The sequence below is a fragment of the Limnohabitans sp. 103DPR2 genome (assembly GCF_001412575.1).
GTDB lineage: Bacteria > Pseudomonadota > Gammaproteobacteria > Burkholderiales > Burkholderiaceae_C > Limnohabitans_A.
Genome location: NZ_CP011834.1, coordinates 1,529,010 through 1,550,723 on the forward strand (window position 1 = coordinate 1,529,010; position 21,714 = coordinate 1,550,723).

The following is a 21,714-nucleotide window of genomic DNA, read 5'->3' on the forward strand; positions in this document are numbered from 1 at the left end:
TGAAAGATCCTATGAAACCGATTCGTTCATTGACACAAACACTTTGCGTGGTGTTGGCTGCTTTCTCTAGCAGCCTCGTGTTGGCGCAAACAACGACCAACTATCCCAACAAACCCGTGAAGATGGTGGTGGGTTATGCGCCTGGCGGCGCGGTGGATGTGGTGGCGCGCACTTTGGGCCAGAGCTTGGCCGCGCAATTGGGTCAAAGTTTCATCGTTGAAAACAAACCCGGTGCCGGTACCAACATTGCCGTGAAGTCGGTCATCACAGCCGAGCCCGATGGCTACACTTTGATGATGGCAGCCAATGCGTTGGCGGCCAACATGGCTTTGTATCAGCCCATGCCATTTGATGCCGAAAAAGAATTAACAGCCGTGTCTTTGGTGGGCCGTGTTCCGGTTGTCATTGCGGCCAACCCCAATGTGCCCTACACAACGGTGGCCCAACTGATCGCGGCTGCCAAAGCCAAGCCAGGCCAAATTGCTTTTGCAAGTCCGGGTAATGGCTCAACCCCGCACATGGCCATTGAATTTTTTGCCAAAGCGGCAGGCATTGATTTGCAACACATTCCCTACAAGGGCGGTTCACCTGCCATTACCGATGCAATTGGCGGACAGTTGCCCTTGGTGGCCGTGAATGCCTTGGAAGTGTTGCCGCATGCTAAAAGTGGCAAGCTCAAAGTGTTGGCTGTGTTGAGCCCCACACGCAGCGCCATTTATCCGGATGTTCCCACCATTGCAGAGTCTGGCTTCCCAGGGTTTGAAGCATCCGTTTGGTACGGTGTGGTGGCGCCTGCTGCAACGCCCAAGCCGGTGGTGCAAAAGTTGCATGCCGAAATTCAAAAAGCATTGCAAACCAAAGAGGTGAAAGAGCGCATGAATGCTGTGGGTGGCGAAGTCATTCCCGGTTCTTCAGAGATGTTTGCCAACTTGATCCGAAGTGAACGTCAACGCTACGAAAAGTTGGTGCGTGAAGCCAACATCAAACCCGATTAATCATTGAACTGAGTGAGTATCTAAATGGAATTTCAAAAGACCCCCGGCTGGCTGGATTGGTATTCTGGCCCCAGCAAACCCAAATTCAAATTACCCGCAGGTGCTGTGGATGCGCATTGCCACGTCTTCGGCCCAGGTGCTGAATTTCCTTATGCACCAGAGCGCAAGTACACACCCTGCGATGCCTCTAAGCAGCAGTTGTTTGCTTTGCGTGATCACTTGGGTTTTTCGCGCAACATTGTGGTGGGTGCCAGCTGTCACGGCTCCGACAATCGTGCAACGGTCGATGCCTTGCTTCACTCGAATGGCAAGGCGCGAGGCGTGGCCACGGTCAAACGCAGCGTCACGGACGAAGAATTGCAAGCCATGCACGAAGCCGGTGTGCGCGGCGTTCGATTCAACTTTGTCAAAAGGTTGGTGGATTTCACACCCAAAGATGAGTTGATGGAAATTGCCGGCCGCATTGCCAAGCTGGGCTGGCATGTGGTGATTTATTTTGAAGCTGTGGACTTGCCGGAGTTGTGGGACTTTTTCACAGGTTTGCCTACTGTAGTGGTCGTGGATCACATGGGCACACCCGATGTGAAGTTGCCAGTTGAGGGGCCTCAATTTCAATTGTTCTTGAAATTCATGCGTGAGCACAGCAATGTTTGGTGCAAGGTCACTTGCCCAGAGCGATTGTCGGTGACGGGTGCGCCTGCTTTGAATGGCGAGCAAAACGCCTACCAAGATGTGGTGCCTTTTGCCAAAGCCATCGTTGATGAATTTCCCGACCGCGTGTTGTGGGGAACCGATTGGCCTCACCCCAATTTGAAAAAGCACATGCCAGACGATGGCTTGTTGGTGGACTTCATTCCGCACATTGCCACCACGCCAGAGTTACAGAAAAAATTGTTGGTCAATAACCCAATGCGTTTGTACTGGCCTGAGGAGAACGTTTGATGGCGCTCGAGAAACCTTATTTGGATGTGCCTGGCACCATCATTTTTGATGCCGAGCAAAGCCGCAAAGGCTATTGGATCAACCAATTTTGCATGTCCCTCATGAAGGCCGAAAACCGGGAACGGTTCAAAGCCAATGAACGTGCTTATTTGGACGAGTGGCAGATGACCGAAGAACAAAAGCAAGCGGTCATGGCACGCGACTTGAACTGGTGCATGCGCACGGGCGGCAACATTTATTTCTTAGCCAAAATTGGTGCCACCGATGGGAAGAGCTTCCAGCAAATGGCGGGCTCTATGACTGGCATGACGGAGGAGGAGTACCGCAACATGATGATCAGCGGTGGCCGCTCCGTTGAAGGCAACCGTTTTGTAGGTGAGAACGGTGATGCCCAAGCGCACAACCAACCTCAAGGCTCCGCTGGTAAGAAAGTAAATTGACCATGGCCAAAATTACAGCCTCCGTTTTCACATCACACGTTCCAGCCATTGGTGCCGCCCTTGATTTGGGCAAAACCCAAGAGCCTTATTGGCAACCTGTTTTCAAGGGTTACGAGTACGGCAAACAATGGATGAAGGACAACAAGCCCGATGTGATTTTCTTGGTCTACAACGACCATGCCACTGCTTTCAGTCTCGACTTCATTCCGACGTTTGCCATTGGCACGGCGGCACAGTTTCAGCCTGCGGATGAAGGCTGGGGTCCTCGCCCAGTGCCTGTTGTCCAAGGGCATCCTGAATTGGCCTCGCACATTGCGCAATCGGTCATTCAACAAGACTTTGACCTCACCATCGTCAACAAGATGGACGTGGACCATGGCCTGACTGTGCCTTTGTCTTTGATGTGTGGCCAACCGCCCGCCGAACATTTTGAATGGCCATGCCCCGTCATTCCGTTTGCCGTCAATGTGGTGCAGTACCCTGTGCCCAGTGGTCAGCGTTGCTTCAATTTAGGCAAAGCCATTCGCAAAGCCATTGAAAGCTACGACCAAGACATCAACGTGCACATTTGGGGCACGGGTGGCATGAGTCATCAACTTCAAGGCGCGCGCGCAGGCTTGATCAACAAAGACTTTGACAATGCATTCTTAGACAAGCTGATCAGTGACCCTCAAGCCGCTGCCAATATTCCCCACATCGACTATGTGCGTGAAGCGGGTAGCGAAGGCATCGAGTTGGTGATGTGGCTGATTGCTCGCGGCGCCATGAACGATGTGACAGGTGGCAAAGCCCCTGAACTGAAACAACGCTTCTATCATGTGCCCGCTTCCAACACGGCGGTGGGTCATGTGATCTTAGAGAACAAATTTTGAACTGAGGAAATTAAACATGTCTAAAACAATCAAAGTTGCACTGGCCGGAGCGGGTGCGTTTGGTATCAAGCACTTGGATGGCATCAAGAACATCGATGGCGTTGAAGTGGTGTCATTGATTGGCCGTGAATTCGCCAAAACCAAAGAGGTGGCTGACAAATATGGCATCGGCCATGTCACCACCGATTTGGCTGACAGTTTGGCTTTGCCTGAAGTGGATGCTGTGATTTTGTGCACGCCGACGCAAATGCACGCGTCGCAGTCCATTGCTTGTTTGAAGGCGGGCAAACACGTTCAGGTCGAAATTCCATTGGCTGACAGCTGGAAAGATGCTGAAGAAGTGGTGCGTTTGGCCAAGGAGGCAGGCAAGGTGGCCATGTGCGGTCACACACGTCGCTTCAACCCCAGCCACCAATGGGTCAACAAAAAGATCAAGGCCGGTGAGTTCAATATCCAGCAGATGGATGTACAAACGTACTTCTTCCGACGCACCAACATGAATGCTTTGGGCCAAGCGCGCAGCTGGACCGATCACTTGCTGTGGCACCACGCTGCCCACACGGTTGATTTGTTTGCTTACCAAGCGGGCAGCCCCATCGTTAAAGCCAATGCGGTTCAAGGCCCCATTCATCCCACCTTGGGCATTGCCATGGACATGAGCATTCAGTTGCAAGCGGCCAATGGTGCCATCTGCACATTGAGCTTGTCTTTCAACAATGACGGTCCTTTGGGCACTTATTTCCGCTACATCGGTGACACAGGCACGTACTTGGCCCGTTACGATGATTTGTACACAGGCAAAGAAGAGCAAATTGATGTGTCGAAAGTGGACGTTTCCATGAACGGCATTGAGCTACAGGACCGCGAGTTCTTTGCTGCCATCAAAGAGGGCAGAGAGCCCAATTCCAGCGTGGCGCAAGTCCTGCCTTGCTACAAGGTCTTGCACAACTTGGAATTGCAATTGACCGCTTGATCAACGCATCACAGCATGCAGGCCATCCCTTGGAGCAGGGGATGGCCTGTTGACCTTTGGCCACTGTTCATTTGATAATTAACCAAACGGTACATTGATCAAATGACGACTTCAACCACTTCAGCCTCACGCAAAACCAGCACGCCAAGAACCAATGATCCCGAAAGGACCATGGCCGAAATCTTGCGCGTCGCCACCACCGAATTTGCCGACAAAGGCCTTGCAGGCGCTCGAATTGATGAAATAGCGGCGGCCACCAGTACCAGCAAGCGCATGATCTACTACTACTTCGGTAGCAAAGAAGGCTTGTATGTGGCGGTCTTGGAGGCTGCCTATGGACGCATGCGACAAATTGAAGCCGATCTGCATCTGAATGATTTGTCACCAGAAGCTGCGCTTCGGCGCTTGGTGGAGTTCACCTACGATCACCACCAAAGCAACGAAGAATTCATTCGTCTTGTGATGAGTGAGAACGTGCACCGTGGTGAATACCTGGCACAAAGCAAAGAAATTCAAAAGCTCAATGGCTCAGCACTCCAAACCATTCAGGACTTGTACAACCGTGGTGTGAAGAAGGGCGTCTTTAAGAAAAACCTGACGCCGCTTGAAATTCACTCTGCCATTTCTGCTTTGACATTTTTCAATGTGTCGAATCAGCACACCTTTGGTTTGATCTTTAAAAGCAAATCGCCGCAAGGTAAGGCCCAGACTTTGAAAAAAGCGCAAGTGATCGACATGATGGTCAGTTACGTTTGCGCATAAACAGAGCGCTTACTCAAGTTCTTTGATCGCTACAGGCAAGCCCAAGTTTTTCACAAACTAAGGGTAACTACTTATCAATAAAAACTAACTAGTTCGTACATTATGGGTTGAGCCCATTTTAGGAATTCGCAGATGACTCGTTTTATGGACATCACATGCAAGGCCATTGAATATTTGATTGCGGCATTCATGGCCGCCATGGTGGTATTGGTTTTTGGCAATGTGTTGCTTCGCTATGGATTTAACTCCGGCATTACCTTGTCAGAAGAGTTGTCGCGTTGGTTGTTTGTGTGGATGACTTTCTTGGGCGCCGTGGTGGCGCTGCGAACGCATGAGCACTTAGGAACTGACATGCTGGTGGGGCGCCTTGGCCCATTCGGGAAAAAAATCTGCATGGGCTTGTCGCAATTTCTCATGTTGATGTGCTGCTGGCTGTTGTTCAAAGGCGCATCTGAACAAGCCATCATCAACTGGACCAGTACCAGTGCTGTGATGGAAGTCTCGATGAGCTGGGTTTACTTCCCAGGCATCATTTTTGCGGTGTTGGGCGGCCTTTTGATTGCGCTTGATTTCATCAAATTGATCACGGGCCAGATGAAGGAAGAAGAGTTGATGATGTTCCAAGAGTCTGAAGATGCGCCACATGGCGAAACCCGCTGAACCAGCCCCAAAAGACAGAGAAACATTCAAATGACCATTGCTGTATTTGTCCTTTCCTTGCTGGGCGCGATGGCTCTCGGCGTGCCCATTGCTTTTTCTTTGCTCATTTGCGGTGTGGCCCTGATGGTCCACCTCAACATGTTTGATGCACAAATATTGGCGCAAAACTTGATCGAAGGCTCCAACAGCTTTCCGCTGCTAGCAGTGCCTTTCTTCATGTTGGCAGGTGAAATCATGAATGCGGGTGGTTTGTCTCGCCGCATCGTGAACTTTGCCATGGCCTGCGTAGGTCACATCAAAGGTGGCTTGGGGTACGTCACCATCATGGCCGCTGTCATCATGGCTGCCTTGTCTGGTTCTGCCGTGGCCGATGCGGCTGCGCTGGCTTCATTGCTTTTGCCCATGATGGTGGCTGCGGGTCATGACCGTGCGCGATCTGCGGGTTTGATTGCTTCTGCCGGCATCATTGCGCCTGTCATTCCGCCAAGCATTGGCTTTGTCATTTTTGGCGTGGCAGGCAATGTGTCAATTTCCAAATTGTTCATGGCCGGTATTGTCCCGGGCGTCTTGCTGGGTGCATCTTTGTGGGTCACTTGGTGGTGGTTGGCGCGCAAAGAAGTGGTGCAAGTGCCACCCCGCAAATCCATGGCTGAAATCAGTGTAGCCATGCGTCAAGCAACATGGGCCTTGGTCCTGCCCTTGATCGTGGTCTTTGGCTTGAAGTTTGGAGTTTTCACGCCCACTGAAGCTGCTGTGGTCGCCGCCATGTACGCCTTGTTGATTTCAGTCTTCATTTACAAAGAACTGAATTTCAAAACCATGGTGCCGCTGTTTGTGTCCGCTGCCAAAACCAGTGCCATTGTGATGTTCTTGGTGGCCGCTGCCATGGTGTCGGCTTGGTTGATCACGGTGGCCAATCTGCCCGCTGAATTGATTGCATTGTTGCAACCTTTGCTGGACAGCCCCCGTCTGCTGATGTTCACCATCATGGTTATCACCATGGTAGTGGGCACGGCACTTGACATGACGCCAACCATTCTGTTGTTGACACCTGTGCTGATGCCTGTTGTCAAAGCAGCAGGTATAGACCCTGTTTATTTTGGTGTGTTGTTCATCATCAACAACGCCATTGGTTTGATCACACCTCCTGTTGGGACTGTGCTGAATGCCGTTGCGGGCGTTGGCAAGGTCAGCATGGACGAAGTAACACGCGGTGTGATGCCTTTCATGGTGGCGCAATTTGCCATCATGTTTGCCATGGTGGCTTGGCCTGCTTTGGTGATGGTGCCAGCGCGCTGGTTTTATTGATTTTTTCTTTCCACAGTCTGTTCGGGTACGCCAGACTTTGGAATCCTTGTTCGGCGTACGACCATTCAATTCATCAGGAGACACTGACATGAAACGTGTTTTGATCAAGACTGTCTTGGCCGCGGTGGCCTTGGCAGCCATGGGCGTAGCCTCTGCACAAGAGAAAACCATCAAGTTTGCCAACCAAAATGCTGCGGGTCACCCCGTTGTCTTGGGCATGGAAAAATTCAAAGAAGTTGTGGAGAGCAAATCTGGCGGCAAGATCAAAGTCAATTTGTTCCCAGGTGGCACCTTGGGCAGTGACCAAGCCAACGTGTCGGCTATTCAAGGTGGCGCACTTGAAATGGTGTCTTTGAACTCTGGCATTTTGGCCAGCCAAGTGAAAGACTTTGAAGTGTTTGACTTCCCCTTCATGTTTGCCAACGCGGCTGAAGCCGATGCAGTGGTAGACGGTCCCTTTGGTAAAAAAATGCACGCCAAATTGGCCGACAAAGGCATTATCGCTTTGGGCTATTTTGAATTGGGTTTCAGGAACCTGACCAATGGCAAGCGCGCCATCAACAAAGTCTCTGACATCGAAGGCTTGAAACTGCGCGTGATTCCCAACGCCATCAACGTTGACTGGGTGAAAGCTTTAGGCGCTAATCCAACGCCACTGCCATTTCCTGAGTTGTACGCCGCCTTGGAGCAGGGCGCTGTGGACGGTCAAGAAAACCCAGTGGCTACGATCAACTCTGCCAAGTTGTACGAAGTGCAAAAGCACATGGTCTTGAGCAATCACCAATACAACCCACAGTCTGTGCTAATGAGCAAAAAATTCTGGGATGGTCTGACATCGGCAGAAAAGAAAATCATGGAAGATGCCATGGTCGAGGCGACCAAGCACCAGCGCACACAGTCGCGTAACTTGTCTGCCAGCATCACAGACAACCTGCGCAAAAATGGCATGCAAATCACAACGCTGCCTGCTTCTGAAATGGCCATCTTGCGCGACAAGATGAAGCCTGTCATTGCCAAGCACGGTGAGGCGATTGCCGGCACGGTTGCTGAATTGCAAGCTGAATTGGCCAAGCTGCGCAAATAATTTTCAGCAGTTCAGGTCCTTCTAAGACCTTATTGGCAGTCCCCATGCGAAGCCTCTTAGCGTGTCTTGAGGCTTCGCATTTTTACTTCTAGATCATGAACATTGACGGCAACACAGAGTTGATCGCCCACATTGGCTATCCAACGCACAGCTTCAAATCACCCCTGATTTACAACCCTTACTTTGAGAAAGAGGGCATCAACGCATTGGTGGTGCCCATGGGTTGCCAGGCTGCGCATTACCCTGCATTTTTAAAGTCGGTGTTCGAGTTGACCAACATCCGAGGTGCATTGATCACCATGCCGCACAAGGTGAGTACCGTAGACCTTCTGGACGAAGTGACGCCTACCGTCAAAGTGGCCGGCGCATGCAATGCCGTTAAACGCGATGCGCAAGGGCGCTTGGTCGGTGACATGTTTGATGGCGCAGGCTTTGTTCGCGGCATTCAACGGAAAGGATTTAAGCTGATTGGCAAAAGCGTCTTGGTGGTCGGCACGGGCGGTGTTGGCTCAGCCATTGCCGCATCACTGGCTGCTGAAAAAATTGCTGCCATCAGTTTGTTTGATGTCAATACATCCGCATGTGAGGGCTTGGCACAGCGGCTTGTGAACGAATATCCACACATCCAAGTCAAGACAGGTTCCAATGACCCTGATGGCCATGACTTGGTTGTGAATGCAACCCCCATGGGCATGAACGAGGGCGACCCTTTGCCAATGGACGTTTCGCGCATTGCGCCTGAGACATTTGTGGGTGAGGTGGTTATGCGCACAGAGATGACGGCGTTCTTGCTGGCGGCACAACAAAGAGGCTGCCGGGTTCAAGTGGGTTCAGACATGTTGTTTGAACAAATTCCTGCTTATCTGGAATACTTCGGGTTCAAGACAAGCACCGCCAACGTCTTGCGCAGTGTGGCCCGTTTGGGCTGAAAGAAAAGGGGAGTGAGCCATGAATTTACGCACAGCTGACCGCGAAGCCGTTCCAGAAATGCCCAACCGTTTGGGCATTCAAGGCATTGAGTTCATTGAGTACGCCACCAATCGTCCTCAAGCTTTAGGTCAGGTGTTGGAGTCGATGGGCTTCCGGCCCATTGCCCGTCACCGTTCACGTGAGGTCACTTTGTATCGCCAAGGCGGCATGAACTTGGTGGTCAACGCCAACCCTGATGATGCGCGCGTCAGTGCCACAGCCGATGGTCAAGCCGAAATTTCTGCGGTGGCATTTCGAGTGCAAGATGCGCTGAAGGCGCACACCCGTTGCATTGATTTGGGTGCTTGGTCAGTGGCCAGCCATGCGCAGGCCATGGAACTGCACATTCCAGCCATTCATGGTCCTGGCGGCACGCGCTATTACTTTGTTGATCGTTGGCAAGAATTTTCCATTTACGACATCGATTTCAAACCTATTCCCACGGTCGATCAGCATCCCATGGCTGTGGCTGACATGAGCTACTTTGGTGTGGTGCAGTACATTGGCGCATCACGCAGTGAAGACTGGCTGGCCTACTACGAACACATGTTTGACTTCAGTGTCATTCCCGATGAGGAGCGCTTTGGCATCTTGCCTAAAGGCAAATTGATGAAGAGCCCTTGCGGCCAGTTTCTCTGGCAGCTCATTGAACCCGATCCCTGGATGGAAGTTGATGATTCGCCTGAGTCTCTCAAGCGCATTGGCTTTGGCGTGAAAGACGTGGCACAGGCTGTTAAAACGCTCAAAGCCAACGGTGTTGAATTTGTTGAGTCCAAAGAGTTGCATCCTGAAGATCGGGGTGCCCTCACGCGCAGTGCCTTGGGCTCGGTGTCCTTTGAGCTGGTTCATCAATCGACTTAAGGAGTTGCCATGAATATGCTGGACGGTTATGGCATGGACACCATCACGATGGCTGGCCCACTCGAGGCTAAATTAGAAGCCATGAAAAGTGTGGGTTTCTCTCAGGTCATGCTGATGGCGCGAGATTTGGTGGGTCATCCAGGGGGTGTGAAAGCCGCAGTCAAAGCTGTTCAAGACAGTGGCTTGCGCCCCACCGGGTTTCAGGTGCTGCGAGACTTTGAAGGTCTGTCTGGCCATTTGCACAGCTACAAAGTTGACATTGCCAAATCCATGTTGGAAATGTGCGCCGCAACGGGCAGCAAAGTGTTGCTGGCTTGCTCATCAACATCACGCCATGCCACAGACGATTTGGACCTCATTGCCAAGGATTTGAAAAAGCTCGCCATGATGGCCATTCCCTTGGGCATCAAGGTGGCCTACGAAGGTTTGTCTTGGGGGCGTACCGTCAACGAATTCACCACCAGTTGGGATGTGGTTTGCCGTGCAGACTGCCCCAACTTGGGCATTGGCATTGACTCATTTCACATCTTTGCAGCCAAGACTTCACTTGATGCCATTGAAGACATAGACCCTGATCGCATTTACCTTGCGCAGCTGTCCGATTTCATGTGGAACGAAACGCCTTCGTTTGAAGAGCGCATGACCACAGCCCGCACCTTCCGTGTGTTTCCGGGGGAGGGCGTGCACAGTGATCAGTTGGCCGATTTGGTTTTGCGCCTTGAGCGCATTGGCTATCGAGGCGACTACAGCTTCGAGGTCTTCAACGACGACTACCAACAATTGCCATTGGACATCGTGGCCGAGCGTGCGCGCAAAAGTGCCACTTGGTTGCACCAAGATGTCTTGCACCGCTCAGCACCCTTGCCCGCATGGGCTCAATCCTCACAAAAGGTCAGCGTATGAAAAACAGAAAACTCGGTCCCTTCCAAGTCAGTGAAATTGGCTTGGGTTGTATGAACCTGAGCCATGCCTATGGCGCGCCAGTCTCGGAAGCACAAGCAGAAAAGGTGTTGTTGACGGCCTTGGATTCAGGCGTCACCTTGTTTGATACGGCTGCTTTGTATGGCTTTGGTGCCAATGAAACTTTGGTGGGCAAGGTGCTGAAATCTCACCGTCAGAAATTCACCCTGGCCAGCAAATGTGGCATGACCGGTGTCGATGTCAACGGTGATGGCAAATTGGTGCGTGTCATTGATGGTCGTCCCGAAACCATTCGCAAGACGTGTGAAGAGGCACTCAAGCGACTTCAAACCGATGTCATTGATTTGTATTACCTGCACCGTTGGGACAAAAAAGTACCCATTGAGGACAGCGTAGGTGCCCTCAGCGATTTGGTTCGTCAAGGCAAAATTCAAAGCATTGGCTTGTCAGAAGTATCGGCCAGCACGCTACGCAAAGCCCATGCCGTGCATCCCATTGCAGCGGTACAAACAGAGTATTCCCTGTGGACACGCAACCCGGAAATAGCGGTTCTCAAAGCTTGCGAAGAGTTGGGTACAGCCTTTGTTGCCTTCAGTCCTGTGGCCAGGGGTTTCTTGTGTGGACCGCTTGACATTCAAGGCTTGGATGCCAAAGACATCCGCAAATCCATGCCGCGTTTCACGGCAGAAAATTACGCGGCCAACTTCAAACTCTTCGCGCCCTACCAACAGTTGGCGAATGAGGTCGGTTGCTCAACAGCGCAACTGGCATTGGCTTGGTTGCTGCACAAAGCGCCGCACATCATTCCTATTCCTGGCACTACCAGTGAGCAGCATTTACTGGACGATTTGGGTGCCGTGAACATTCAATTGGGTTCGGACATGATGGCCAAACTCGAGGCGCTCATCAATGAGAAAACTGTCCATGGCAGTCGTTACAACGCCCAAGCCAATTCAGAGGTGGACACCGAGGTGTTTTAAGAAACTTTCATGAGTCTTGAGTTATGAAAATGAGTACATACCCGCAAAGAGGCTTCGGCCTCTTTTTTTTTGTGAAAAAAACTCAGCCCCATCAGAGAGCAGGTCAAAGCCAAGACTGCAGAATGCAAGAATGGTCATATCACCATCCAATTTCAGGAGATGCGCATGTATTCCCTTAATGTGAACGGCAAAGTCCAAAAAGTGGACGCGGAGCCAGAGATGCCCTTGTTGTGGGTCATTCGAGAAGTCCTCGGCCTCACAGGCACCAAATTTGGCTGCGGCATTGCCCAGTGTGGTGCTTGTACGGTCCACGTCGATGGCCAAGCCATTCGTTCTTGCTCAATTCCAGGCTCTGCCATGACGGGCCGAAAAATCACCACCATTGAAGGTTTGTCTGCCAACAGCAGTCACCCTGTGCAAAAGGCTTGGGCCCAAGTGGATGTGCCGCAGTGCGGCTATTGCCAATCTGGGCAAATCATGGCGGCTTCGTCATTGTTGAAACGCAAACCAAAACCCACCGACAAAGACATCGATGAGGTCATGACCAACATCTGTCGCTGCGGCACCTACCAACGCATCCGCGAGGCCATTCATGTGGCCGCCGGCACCCGCAAATTACCCAAAATGGATGCTGATGAAGTCAGTGCCTTGGTTCAGCAAATCAAAGTTTAAGGCGAGCACCATGAATTCAATTTCAAATTCAATGGCGCCATTGTCGCGCCGCCGTTTCATGCTGGGAACTTCCGCCATGGCAGGCGGTGGACTGGCCCTGGGTATGAATATTTTTGCAAACCAGGAGGCCATGGCGCAAGCCACTGACGCTTCACCTGAAGTCGGCATTTGGGTCTTGGTCAAACCCGACGACACCTGCGTCATTCGCATTGTTCGCTCCGAAATGGGGCAGGGCACACGCACGGGTTTGGCCCAGTTGGTCGCCGAAGAGCTTGAGTGCGATTGGCGCAAAGTGACCACGGAGTCCCCAACGCCTGGACAAAACTTGAAACGCAAGCGCGCATGGGGTGACATGAGCACTGGTGGCAGTCGCGGCATTCGCATGTCGCATGACTACGTGCGCCGCGGTGGTGCTGTGGCACGAACCATGTTGATGCAAGCCGCTGCCAATGAATGGTCTGTGGCTGTCTCAGAATTGACAGTTGCCAACAGCGTCATCACGCACGCTGCATCGGGTCGAAAAACCACTTACGGCAAAGTGGCTGCTGCTGCGGCCAAGTTGCCCGTGCCCGATGCCAAGTCGATGGTGTTGAAAGATCCTCGAACTTGGAAAATTGCAGGCAAGTCCATTCGCCGTTTGGACACCAGCGACAAACTCAATGGCAAAAAAATCTACGGCATTGACGTCAAGCTTGACGGTATGCTGTGCGCTGCCGTCATGGACTGTCCCGTTTTTGGTGGCAAGTTGGTCAGCTTTGATGACAGCAAAGTCAAATCTTTGCGCGGCGTTAAATCCGTGGTGCGCGTGGATGCCACGACGGTGGCAGTGGTGGCCGATACATGGTGGCGCGCCAAAAATGCGCTGGCCCAGTTGCCCATTGTGTGGGATGAAGGTCCGCATGCCAAAGTCAACAGCGCATTGATTGCCGCCCATTTGAAAGAGGGCCTGACAGCACCAGGCAACTATGCAGGCCGCAAAGAAGGCGATGCCATTGCGGCGGTGGCCAATGCCGTCAAAAAAGTAGAGGCCACGTACAGCACGCCATTCTTAGCGCATGCACCGATGGAGCCGATGAACTGCACAGCGCGCGTCACAGCGGATCGCGCAGAAGTATGGGCACCTACCCAAAATGCAGAAGCCTCTTTGGCCGTGTTGGCAGAGACATCGGGTTTGCCTTTGGAGAAGTGCGATGTCTACGTCACCGATTTGGGTGGCGCATTTGGTCGCAAGGGTGGTCAACAAGATTACGTGTCGCAAGCAGTCAAAATTGCCAAACAATTTCCAGGCACGCCCATCAAAATGATTTGGAGCCGTGAGGAAGATCAAGCACATGACTTCTACCGTCCCTTGTCGCAGTGTCACATGACCGCTGGCTTGGATGACAAAGGCAATTTGGTGGGCCTGACCTTGCGTTCTTCGGGTCAATCCATCAACGCATGGGTCAATCCTTCTGCCATCAAAGATGGCAAAGACGAACGCCAATTGCAGGGCTTCTGGAAAGAACCGGGCGAAGCGCAACTGGGTTACACCATTCCCAACTTGCTCACTGAATACGCCATTCGAAACACCCACGTCCCTGTAGGCCCTTGGCGCGGTGTGAACACCAATCAAAATGGTGTGTACATGGAGTGCTTCATTGAAGAAGTGGCCAAAGCGGCAGGCAAAGATTCACTGGCTTTCCGTCAGTCACTGATGAAAAATCACCCCAAGCATTTGCAGGTCCTGAATGCCGCTGCAGAAAAAGGCGATTGGGGCAAACCTTTGCCAAAAGGCGTATTCCGCGGTATTGCCCAGTTCATGGGCTATGGTGCTTATTCCGCTGCGGTGGCCGAGGTCACCGTCAGTCCTCGCGGTGAAGTCAAAGTTCTGCGCATGGTGCTCGCCACCAATGCGGGTCACTTTGTCAATCCGCACCAAGTGGCTGCACAAGTTGAGGGCGGTGTGGCGATGGGCCTCAGTGCCACATTCTTTGGTGAATGCACGGTTGAGAATGGCCGTATTCAGCAAACCAATTTTGACACTTACCCCTTGCTGCGCATGGGCCAAATGCCCAAGGTCGAAACGGTCTTGGTGCCCACTTACGACTTCTGGGGTGGCGTGGGCGAGCCCACCATTTGCGTGGTGGCACCTGCTGTCATGAACGCTATTTTTGCAGCAACAGGCAAACCCGTTCGTGATTTGCCGCTGAAAAATGCGGGCCTCACATTTGTCTAAGGCCTAGGTCGCTTCCTTCATTGGAAGCGACCCTCATCACCGTCTCAAGGAAGGCCCATCGACGGGCAGTCCTTGCGCGCGCATTTTGAGAAACAACTCCAGTTGACGCAGCGCTTGGCTGCCTGGCGCGGGCACGTCGGCTTGCACGCCAGAGAAGCAGGCGCGCAGGCGACGGTCAATCGAGCCCATGCTTTGCCAGCTCATTTTGAAAATGGGAAAGCCAGTGGGATGTCCGGGTGAAATCACGTCGGCGCGCATTTGTTTGCCAATGCTCAAATCATGACAATGCGTGCAGGCCAAATTCATGCGTCCCATGCGCGTGGTGAATTGCGCGGCGCCTTGGTTCAGTGCGTTTTGCCATTGCGATGCATCGCCCGGCGTTGCTGTGACTTGGTAGGGCATGCCTTGGCTGCTTTCGTGCAAGAGGGCACTCAAGGCCAAAACATCTGGATTCTCTAGACCCTTCATGGGTTTGCCACTGCGCTGCGCACAATCCAATATTTGATCTTCCAAATTGATCAACTGTTGTTTGGAGGGCGACCATTTTGGAAAGCGCGTCGCCACTGCCTTCATGTTTTGAACATCGCCATGGCATTGAAAACACGAGTTGGGCTGGTCGACTGCGCCCCATAAGGTGCGGCCTTGTTCTAACCACAATTGAACCGGGTTACGCGTTGCATCGTTTTGCATCGCCCGCAACTCAGGGCTTAAGAAGGCATTGCCACTGCGCTGTGCAGGCGGCAGCGTTTGTGCATTCAGAACGAGTGGCACCATGGCAAGAAACGCAAAGGCCATTCGCAAGCTCAAGCGACACCTCACCATGCTTCAGACCACCAAGCGCTGGACGGTTTCACCGGCTTGGCCTGAGTCATCGAGCCAGAGCACGCGCACCAGACCACCACCCGCAGGAACTTGCACAGGAAATGCCAAGTACACAGGCGAGGTCATGGCGGTGCCCAACTCTGCTTCCAAGATCAACTGGTCGTTGAGCAACACTTTGACGGTGTGAATGATGTTGCGCTGAATTTTGCGGCCTGAGTCGTCCACCCGAAAACCAGAGTCCATGGGGTGTGCGGCAGACCAGCGTGCCTCTAGGGTGGCGCCTGCTTTCAGAGGACCTGCAAAGGCCAATCGGGTCAGAATGGGGTTGCTCATCAGGAGTCGTCCAAGCAAGCGGTCGACGTAATCACGGTGGGTGCGCTGTTGGCGCGCTCGAGCCCGTTGCTGAAGGTCGCCAAGACCCATACCGATTGGCTGGCGGCAAGACGCAGCCGCGTGTTGAGCAGGTAGCTTTGCGGTTCACCGTGCAGTTTCAGATGCAAGGCCAGAGGGTTGGGGTTCTCCGGCAAGATCACACGCAGTGATTTCAAGAAAGTACCTTCGGGTGCGCGGATGTTGGCTTGCAGTGGCACGGCATTGCCGGTATCGGCCAGCCGCGGAAATACCAATTCAATGCCTTCGCTTGGCAGTTCTGTCATGGGTGCAGCCGATGCCCGCTGCTGCGTCGTCAGCAGCCATGCGCCGGCGGCCCACAGCATACCGGTTCGACGTTGCGAATTAACAGTCCCGCAAAGGGAGGGTGTGTTTATTGCCATGATTGCAAAGTATCCACCACCTCGGAAATTTGCGCATCGGACAAGATGGCACGGGGTGGGTTAGCTTTTGTCAGACCCTCCGTTGCGCCAAACGGCGGCATGAGGGTTTGCGGGTTCATCTGCCGGGCATCTTTCACCCATTGCGTCAGTTCAGCACGGTTCCACTTGCGTGCCACACCTTGGAGAGAAGGGCCGAAGGTGCTGACCAAGCCCTCTACCCCTGGCAACGCATGGCAAGCGATGCAATTGCCTGTTTGTCGCGAGGTCATGATCTCAAAGCCAGCGGATCTGGCCGGAGAGGCCTCCGCCAAGGCCATGGCTGGGCTGAGGCTCACCGACATGCAAAGTAGAAAGCATTTCATCAGGGCATTGTGTCATGGTCATTGGCAGGTTTTAAAAAGTGGCAATCAAAGTGATACATGACATAGATCAGTTTTTGTCAGAAGGTGAACTGGTACAAACAAAAAGCTTGTCAACATGAAGCGGAAGGGCCGCATCAGTGTCTGAACTTGTGCCAGCAGAAAGGATTGAACAATGGCCATCCTAGGAACCACCCCCTTTGACGGAGAACAAGCCCAAAAGGGCTATGCGCTGAACAAAATGTGCTTTTCTTTCAATTCGGCCGACAACAGAAAAGCCTTTGTAGAAGACCCTGAAGCCTACATGCGCAGCTACGCCCTGAATGCGGAACAGGCCGAGGCCATTCGTTCAAAACAAGTCTTGAGACTCATCGCTGCAGGTGGCAATGCGTATTACTTGGCCAAGTTTGCCGGCATCTTTGGTCTGGACATGCAAGACATTGGTGCGCAACAAACGGGCATGACCAAAGAGGCGTTTCAAGCCAAATTGCGCGCAGCTGCAAACGACTAACAGCAAATCCATTCGGAGTAACAGCATGGCAAAACTCATGGGTGGCTTGGCCACATCTCACATTCCCGCCATTGGCAGCGCTATCCACAAAGGTATTCAGCAAGAACCATATTGGAAGCCTTTTTTCGATGGCTATCCACCGGTGCAAAATTGGCTAAAAAATGCAAAGCCTGACGTGGTGGTGGTGTTCTACAACGACCATGGTTTGAATTTTTTCCTGGACAAAATGCCGACGTTCGCAGTCGGCGCAGCCGCGCAGTACAACAATGCAGACGAAGGCTGGGGCATTCCAACCTTGCCACCATTCCAAGGCAATACGGCCCTGTCATGGCATTTGATCAATCACTTGGTGGCCCATGACTTTGATGTCACCACCTGCCAAGAAATGCTGGTGGACCATGCGTGCACCTTGCCCTTGAAGTTGTTCTGGCCTGATGGTCCTTGCCCTGTTCAAGTGGTGCCCATTTGCATCAACACGGTTCAGTTTCCTTTGCCATCGGCCAAGCGGGTGTATGCGTTGGGCAAAGCTGTCGGTGAAGCCATTGCGCAATGGCCCTCTGATCACAAGGTGGCGGTGGTGGCCTCTGGCGGTTTAAGCCATCAGCTGGACGGCGAGCGAGCTGGCTTCATCAACAAGGCCTTTGATTTGGAGTTCATGGACAGCTTGGTCAGCAATCCCGAATGGGCCACGCAGTTCAATACCTTGCAGCTGGTTGAGAAAACGGGTACTCAGGGCGTGGAACTCTTGATGTGGCTGGCCATGCGTGCCGCGTTAAGCAGCGCTTCGGGCCGGGTTCGTGAAGTGCATCGCAACTACCACATCCCCATCTCCAATACGGCCACAGGTCTGATGGCGTTTTCTGTGGATTGAGGAAAATACGGGTTAACCCGTATTTTTGAGTGTCGCCTAAAAACATGGAAACATGCATAATATTTCCAGTCCGTGCGGTTGGTTAATTATCTGACTGGTTTCCTACTGCATGTTTCCTCTCTGTTTACCCACCGCCTTTAGGCGCACCGCTTATGACCACCGTTCTCCAGAGTTTTGTCGCCGGCCGCTGGGTCGGTCAACAAGCTGCGCAAGCCTTGCACAGCGCCATCAATGGCCAAGAAGTGGCCTTCGCCCACGCCGAGCGCCTGGATTTTGCAGAGGCTCTGCACTATGGTCGTACCACAGGCCTGCAAGGCATGTTGGCCATGGACTTCCAGCAACGCGCCGCTGCACTGCGCGCATTGGCCAAATACTTGGGCGAACGCAAAGAAGAGCTGTATGCCATCTCGGCCCATACCGGTGCAACCCGCATTGACTCTTGGGTTGACATTGAAGGCGGTACTGGCACTTTGTTTGCCTACGCCGGCATGGCAGCCAGCGAATTGCCCAGTGGCAATTTGATTCACGAAGGCCCCGTCGCATCTTTGGGTAAGAAGAACACTTTTGCTGGCACCCATATCTTGGTGCCCCGTGGCGGCGTTGCTGTTCACATCAATGCTTTCAATTTTCCTGTGTGGGGTTTGTTGGAAAAATTCGCACCCACCTTTTTGGCAGGGATGCCCTGCATCGGCAAGCCTGCCACCGCCACCAGCTACCTCACAGAAGCCTTGGTTCGCATGATTGACCAATCCGGCATCTTGCCCAAGGGTGCTTTGCAGTTGGTCGTTGGCAGCACGGGTGATTTGCTCGATCGCTTGGACGTGGCAGATGTGGTGACCTTCACCGGCTCTGCGGACACGGCGGCCAAGTTGCGCGTCAATGCCAACATCGTGCGCAACAGCATTCCTTTCAACGCAGAAGCGGACTCATTGAACTGCGCCATCTTGGCTGACGACGTGTCGCCTGATGACGAAGAATTCGATTTGTTCGTCAAAGAAGTGGTGCGCGAAATGACGGTCAAAGCGGGCCAAAAATGCACCGCCATTCGCCGTGCCATCGTGCCTCGCAAACATTTGGATGCCGTGGCTGAAAAAATCAAAGCACGTTTGTCTAAAGTGGTGGTGGGCGATCCTTCTGTGGAAGGCGTGAAGATGGGCGCCTTGGCTTCCAAATCACAACAATCGGACGTCGCTGAGCGCGTGGCCATGCTGCGCCAAAGTGCAGAGCTGGTTTGTGGCGGCGACGCCCATTTCAGTTTGGTGGGTGAGGGTGTGGCCCAGGGCGCTTTCTTCCAGCCCACTTTGCTGTTGTGCCAACAACCCCTGAACACCGACAGCGTGCACGACATCGAAGCATTCGGTCCAGTCAGCACGCTCATGCCTTATGACAACATGGAAGAAGCCATGGCCTTGGCCAAGCGCGGCAAAGGCAGCTTGGTGGGTTCTTTGATCACCAAGACGCCTGCTGTTGCCGCGCAAGTGGTGCCGCGTCTGGCAGCCAACCATGGTCGTTTGCACGTGCTCGATCGTGAATCTGCGGGCGAATCAACAGGACACGGTTCCCCCTTGCCATCCTTGAAACACGGTGGCCCTGGCCGTGCGGGCGGCGGCGAGGAGTTGGGCGGTATTCGCGCTGTGACGCACATGATGCAACGCGCTGCTGTGCAGGGTTCCCCCAGCATGTTGACGGCCATCACACGCGAATATGCGCGGGGTGCCAATGTCATTGAAACTGACACGCATCCCTTCAAGCGTTACTTTGAAGAATTGCAAATTGGCGAATCTTTGTTGACGCCTTCCAAAGTGATCGGTGAAGCCGATGTCAAAGCATTTGGTGAGCTCACCGGTGACATGTTCTACATGCACTTTGATGACGAAGCCGCCAAAGCTTCTGCCTTCGGCAAACGCATTGCGCACGGCTACTTGGTCTTGTCGGATGCGGCTGGTTTGTTCGTGGTGGCCGAGCCCGGCCCTGTCTTGGCCAATTACGGCTTGGACACACTGCGCTTTGTGAAACCTGTGGGCTTGGGTGACAGCATTCAAGTGCGCTTGACTTGCAAGCGCAAAATTGACCGCAACAAAAAGGACGCCAATGGCCAAGGGCAGGGCGTGGTGGCTTGGGATGTTGAAGTGACCAACCAAGACAAAGAGTTGGTCGCCAGTTACGACATCCTGACCTTGGTGGCTAAAAAGGGCTGATTTCAGTTCTTTCAAAATCCCTACAAGTTCTGGGCTTAATGAGGGCGTGGCTTGGCAAATCCAGGCCATTTCCTTTCTAATCTCCCAATCGTTGGGGAGTAGCTCAATTCCTTTGTGTTCAGTTTCAAGTCCGAATTCACGTTCAGACAGCACGAAGGAATCAACAAATCGTCATTACGGAGTTTTTTAACTCTCGGTTTGTTGGGCATATAACTGATTCATAACAAGCAAAGCAAGACCTTCGATCTCTCGTGTTACAGGCGTCATTAAGACCTTTGTGACTTGTTCGGATCGTTATTGAAGGTCTTTCATGGAATTGTTTTCAGTGCCATGGTGGTCAGCGTTGCTGGCAATCATTCTCATCGACTTAGTTTTAGCTGGCGACAACGCCATCGTGATCGCGCTTGCAGCGCGTAATCTCCCACCTGAACATCAAAATAAAGCCATCGTCTGGGGAACCGTCGGTGCCATTGTGGTTCGCTCTGCCATGACGGTTGGCGTGGTGTGGCTTCTCAAAATCCCTGGCCTCATGTTGGTTGGTGGCTTGGGCCTCTTGTGGATTGCCTACAAGCTCATTTCAGACACATCTGAAGACGAACACCAAGGTGTTGGCGCCACCACCTTCTGGGGTGCCATGAAAACCATCATCGTGGCCGATGCCTTGATGGGCGTTGACAATGTGTTGGGTGTGGCAGGCGCCGCCAACGGATCTTTCGATTTGGTGGTCATTGGTTTGCTGATCAGCATCCCTATTGTGGTGTTGGGCAGTAAGTTGGTCTTGCGCTTGGTCGAAAAATGGCCCGTGATCATTCACTTGGGTGCGGCTGTTTTGGCTTTCACCGCTGCGCAAATGATCATCAATGAAAAATTATTAGACCCCATCTTTGATGGCGGCGAAACCATCAACAACTTGGCCCGTGCTGCAACTTACATCGTTGCAATAGCCGGTGTGTTGGTGATGGGTTGGTGGGCAACTCGAAAACAGGTGCAAGAAGAGTCAGAGACACAAGCCATCTAATCAATTTTTTAACCAGGAGAAAAAAATGGAAACATTCATTGTTTACATAGACGACAAGCAATATGCACTCCAACAAGTTATCCCCATGCTGCCTGCGAATGGACAGAGACCACAAGCCGCCAATTGGGTTTTGATTGGATGTCCCCCTCGGCTCAACCGCCACACAGGTCGTTGGCTCACGTATGCGGCACAAAAAAAATGGCGCCAAGAATGGACTCAGGAAACGACCTCTGAGTTGTCACAACTGCTTCAAAGTGGTGGTAACACAGTCAACGTTCGTGTGGCCCACGGCGCTTTGTCTGAGTTGACCAAGCAGATCAGGGGCGAAGTGGGGCCTGCGCGTGTGATTGATGCACGCAGACCCAAGATGGCCGTTAATTTGGATCCTGTGACGTCAGAGCAGCCTCAAGAAAAGTCGACTTGGGCTGTTCCCAGTGGTGTCTTGGCGATGAGTGCTGCCATTGTGATGGCCAGCGAGTAATTCGTTTCATCCAACAAAAAACCCCTC

At 52.7% G+C, this 21,714-nt stretch carries 24 protein-coding genes; 20 read left to right on the forward strand and 4 right to left on the reverse strand.

Annotated features, from left to right (window positions below; genetic code table 11):
- The first annotated feature begins 11 nt into the window (after positions 1–11).
- The 15 genes from L103DPR2_RS07450 (at position 12) to L103DPR2_RS07520 (ending at position 14,654) form a co-directional block, all read left to right on the forward strand.
- On the forward strand, positions 12–995 hold the full coding sequence (locus tag L103DPR2_RS07450; protein ID WP_055360447.1) for a tripartite tricarboxylate transporter substrate binding protein: 984 nt from the start codon (positions 12–14) through the stop codon (positions 993–995).
- A 24-nt stretch (positions 996–1,019) separates the two neighbouring features.
- Positions 1,020–1,937: an amidohydrolase family protein gene (locus L103DPR2_RS07455; protein WP_055360448.1), complete on the forward strand. Its 918-nt coding sequence runs from the start codon at positions 1,020–1,022 to the stop codon at positions 1,935–1,937.
- A complete protein-coding gene (gene ligA / locus L103DPR2_RS07460) occupies positions 1,937–2,377 on the forward strand; it encodes a protocatechuate 4,5-dioxygenase subunit alpha (protein WP_055360449.1) in 441 nt (146 codons plus the stop codon). Before L103DPR2_RS07455 ends, ligA begins: the two co-directional genes overlap by 1 nt.
- Positions 2,378–2,379: 2 nt before the next feature.
- On the forward strand, positions 2,380–3,249 hold the full coding sequence (locus L103DPR2_RS07465) for a class III extradiol dioxygenase subunit beta (RefSeq protein WP_055360450.1): 870 nt from the start codon (positions 2,380–2,382) through the stop codon (positions 3,247–3,249).
- 16 nt (positions 3,250–3,265) lie between these two features.
- Complete coding sequence (locus L103DPR2_RS07470) at positions 3,266–4,222, forward strand: Gfo/Idh/MocA family oxidoreductase (RefSeq protein ID WP_055360451.1); 957 nt, start codon at positions 3,266–3,268, stop codon at positions 4,220–4,222.
- A gap of 102 nt (positions 4,223–4,324) precedes the next feature.
- Positions 4,325–4,984, forward strand: a complete 660-nt coding sequence (locus L103DPR2_RS07475; protein WP_055360452.1) for a TetR/AcrR family transcriptional regulator — start codon at positions 4,325–4,327, stop codon at positions 4,982–4,984.
- Positions 4,985–5,116: 132 nt separating this feature from the next.
- Entirely contained in the window at positions 5,117–5,644 is a 528-nt protein-coding gene (locus L103DPR2_RS07480) for a TRAP transporter small permease (protein ID WP_055360453.1), read from the forward strand.
- Between the two features lie 30 nt (positions 5,645–5,674).
- Positions 5,675–6,952, forward strand: a complete 1,278-nt coding sequence (locus tag L103DPR2_RS07485) for a TRAP transporter large permease subunit (RefSeq protein WP_055360454.1) — start codon at positions 5,675–5,677, stop codon at positions 6,950–6,952.
- Between the two features lie 88 nt (positions 6,953–7,040).
- Positions 7,041–8,036, forward strand: coding sequence for a TRAP transporter substrate-binding protein (locus tag L103DPR2_RS07490; RefSeq protein WP_055360455.1), 996 nt, complete (start codon positions 7,041–7,043; stop codon positions 8,034–8,036).
- Positions 8,037–8,131: 95 nt separating this feature from the next.
- The gene (locus L103DPR2_RS07495) at positions 8,132–8,965 is read left to right on the forward strand and encodes a shikimate dehydrogenase family protein (RefSeq protein WP_055360456.1); all 834 of its coding nucleotides are present in this window, start codon (positions 8,132–8,134) and stop codon (positions 8,963–8,965) included.
- 19 nt (positions 8,966–8,984) lie between these two features.
- Entirely contained in the window at positions 8,985–9,866 is an 882-nt protein-coding gene (locus L103DPR2_RS07500; RefSeq protein WP_055360457.1) for a 4-hydroxyphenylpyruvate dioxygenase, read from the forward strand.
- A gap of 9 nt (positions 9,867–9,875) precedes the next feature.
- Positions 9,876–10,769 (forward strand): sugar phosphate isomerase/epimerase family protein, encoded by an 894-nt coding sequence (locus tag L103DPR2_RS07505; protein ID WP_055360458.1) that lies wholly within the window; start codon positions 9,876–9,878, stop codon positions 10,767–10,769.
- Positions 10,766–11,767, forward strand: a complete 1,002-nt coding sequence (locus L103DPR2_RS07510) for an aldo/keto reductase (protein WP_055360459.1) — start codon at positions 10,766–10,768, stop codon at positions 11,765–11,767. Before L103DPR2_RS07505 ends, L103DPR2_RS07510 begins: the two co-directional genes overlap by 4 nt.
- A 165-nt stretch (positions 11,768–11,932) precedes the next feature.
- Positions 11,933–12,439: a (2Fe-2S)-binding protein gene (locus tag L103DPR2_RS07515; protein WP_108254818.1), complete on the forward strand. Its 507-nt coding sequence runs from the start codon at positions 11,933–11,935 to the stop codon at positions 12,437–12,439.
- Positions 12,440–12,449: 10 nt separating this feature from the next.
- Positions 12,450–14,654, forward strand: coding sequence for a xanthine dehydrogenase family protein molybdopterin-binding subunit (locus tag L103DPR2_RS07520; RefSeq protein ID WP_231717598.1), 2,205 nt, complete (start codon positions 12,450–12,452; stop codon positions 14,652–14,654).
- A gap of 36 nt (positions 14,655–14,690) precedes the next feature.
- Here L103DPR2_RS07520 and soxA read toward each other — a convergent pair whose 3' ends face one another.
- Genes soxA through soxX form a run of 4 tightly spaced genes read right to left on the reverse strand, consistent with a single transcriptional unit; the run spans position 14,691 to position 16,611 of the window.
- On the reverse strand, positions 14,691–15,449 hold the full coding sequence (gene soxA / locus L103DPR2_RS07525) for a sulfur oxidation c-type cytochrome SoxA (protein WP_055360461.1): 759 nt from the start codon (positions 15,447–15,449) through the stop codon (positions 14,691–14,693).
- 30 nt (positions 15,450–15,479) lie between these two features.
- Positions 15,480–15,809 carry a thiosulfate oxidation carrier complex protein SoxZ gene (locus L103DPR2_RS07530; RefSeq protein ID WP_055360462.1) on the reverse strand — a complete coding sequence of 110 codons (330 nt, stop codon included), beginning with the start codon at positions 15,807–15,809 and terminating at the stop codon, positions 15,480–15,482.
- Positions 15,809–16,192, reverse strand: a complete 384-nt coding sequence (locus tag L103DPR2_RS07535; RefSeq protein WP_055360463.1) for a thiosulfate oxidation carrier protein SoxY — start codon at positions 16,190–16,192, stop codon at positions 15,809–15,811. The genes L103DPR2_RS07530 and L103DPR2_RS07535 overlap by 1 nt, the downstream gene beginning before the upstream one ends.
- 47 nt (positions 16,193–16,239) lie before the next feature.
- A complete protein-coding gene (gene soxX, locus L103DPR2_RS07540; RefSeq protein WP_082466756.1) occupies positions 16,240–16,611 on the reverse strand; it encodes a sulfur oxidation c-type cytochrome SoxX in 372 nt (123 codons plus the stop codon).
- Positions 16,612–16,783: 172 nt separating this feature from the next.
- On the opposite strand from soxX, the gene L103DPR2_RS07545 reads away from it, so the two are divergent.
- The 5 genes from L103DPR2_RS07545 (at position 16,784) to L103DPR2_RS07565 (ending at position 21,687) form a co-directional block, all read left to right on the forward strand.
- Entirely contained in the window at positions 16,784–17,119 is a 336-nt protein-coding gene (locus L103DPR2_RS07545; RefSeq protein ID WP_055360465.1) for a protocatechuate 4,5-dioxygenase subunit alpha, read from the forward strand.
- 25 nt (positions 17,120–17,144) lie between these two features.
- On the forward strand, positions 17,145–17,990 hold the full coding sequence (locus L103DPR2_RS07550; protein ID WP_055360466.1) for a class III extradiol dioxygenase family protein: 846 nt from the start codon (positions 17,145–17,147) through the stop codon (positions 17,988–17,990).
- A gap of 152 nt (positions 17,991–18,142) precedes the next feature.
- The gene (gene paaZ, locus L103DPR2_RS07555; RefSeq protein WP_055360467.1) at positions 18,143–20,188 is read left to right on the forward strand and encodes a phenylacetic acid degradation bifunctional protein PaaZ; all 2,046 of its coding nucleotides are present in this window, start codon (positions 18,143–18,145) and stop codon (positions 20,186–20,188) included.
- Between the two features lie 310 nt (positions 20,189–20,498).
- The gene (locus L103DPR2_RS07560; RefSeq protein WP_055360468.1) at positions 20,499–21,206 is read left to right on the forward strand and encodes a TerC family protein; all 708 of its coding nucleotides are present in this window, start codon (positions 20,499–20,501) and stop codon (positions 21,204–21,206) included.
- 25 nt (positions 21,207–21,231) lie between these two features.
- Positions 21,232–21,687, forward strand: coding sequence for a hypothetical protein (locus tag L103DPR2_RS07565; RefSeq protein WP_055360469.1), 456 nt, complete (start codon positions 21,232–21,234; stop codon positions 21,685–21,687).
- Positions 21,688–21,714: the final 27 nt, after the last annotated feature.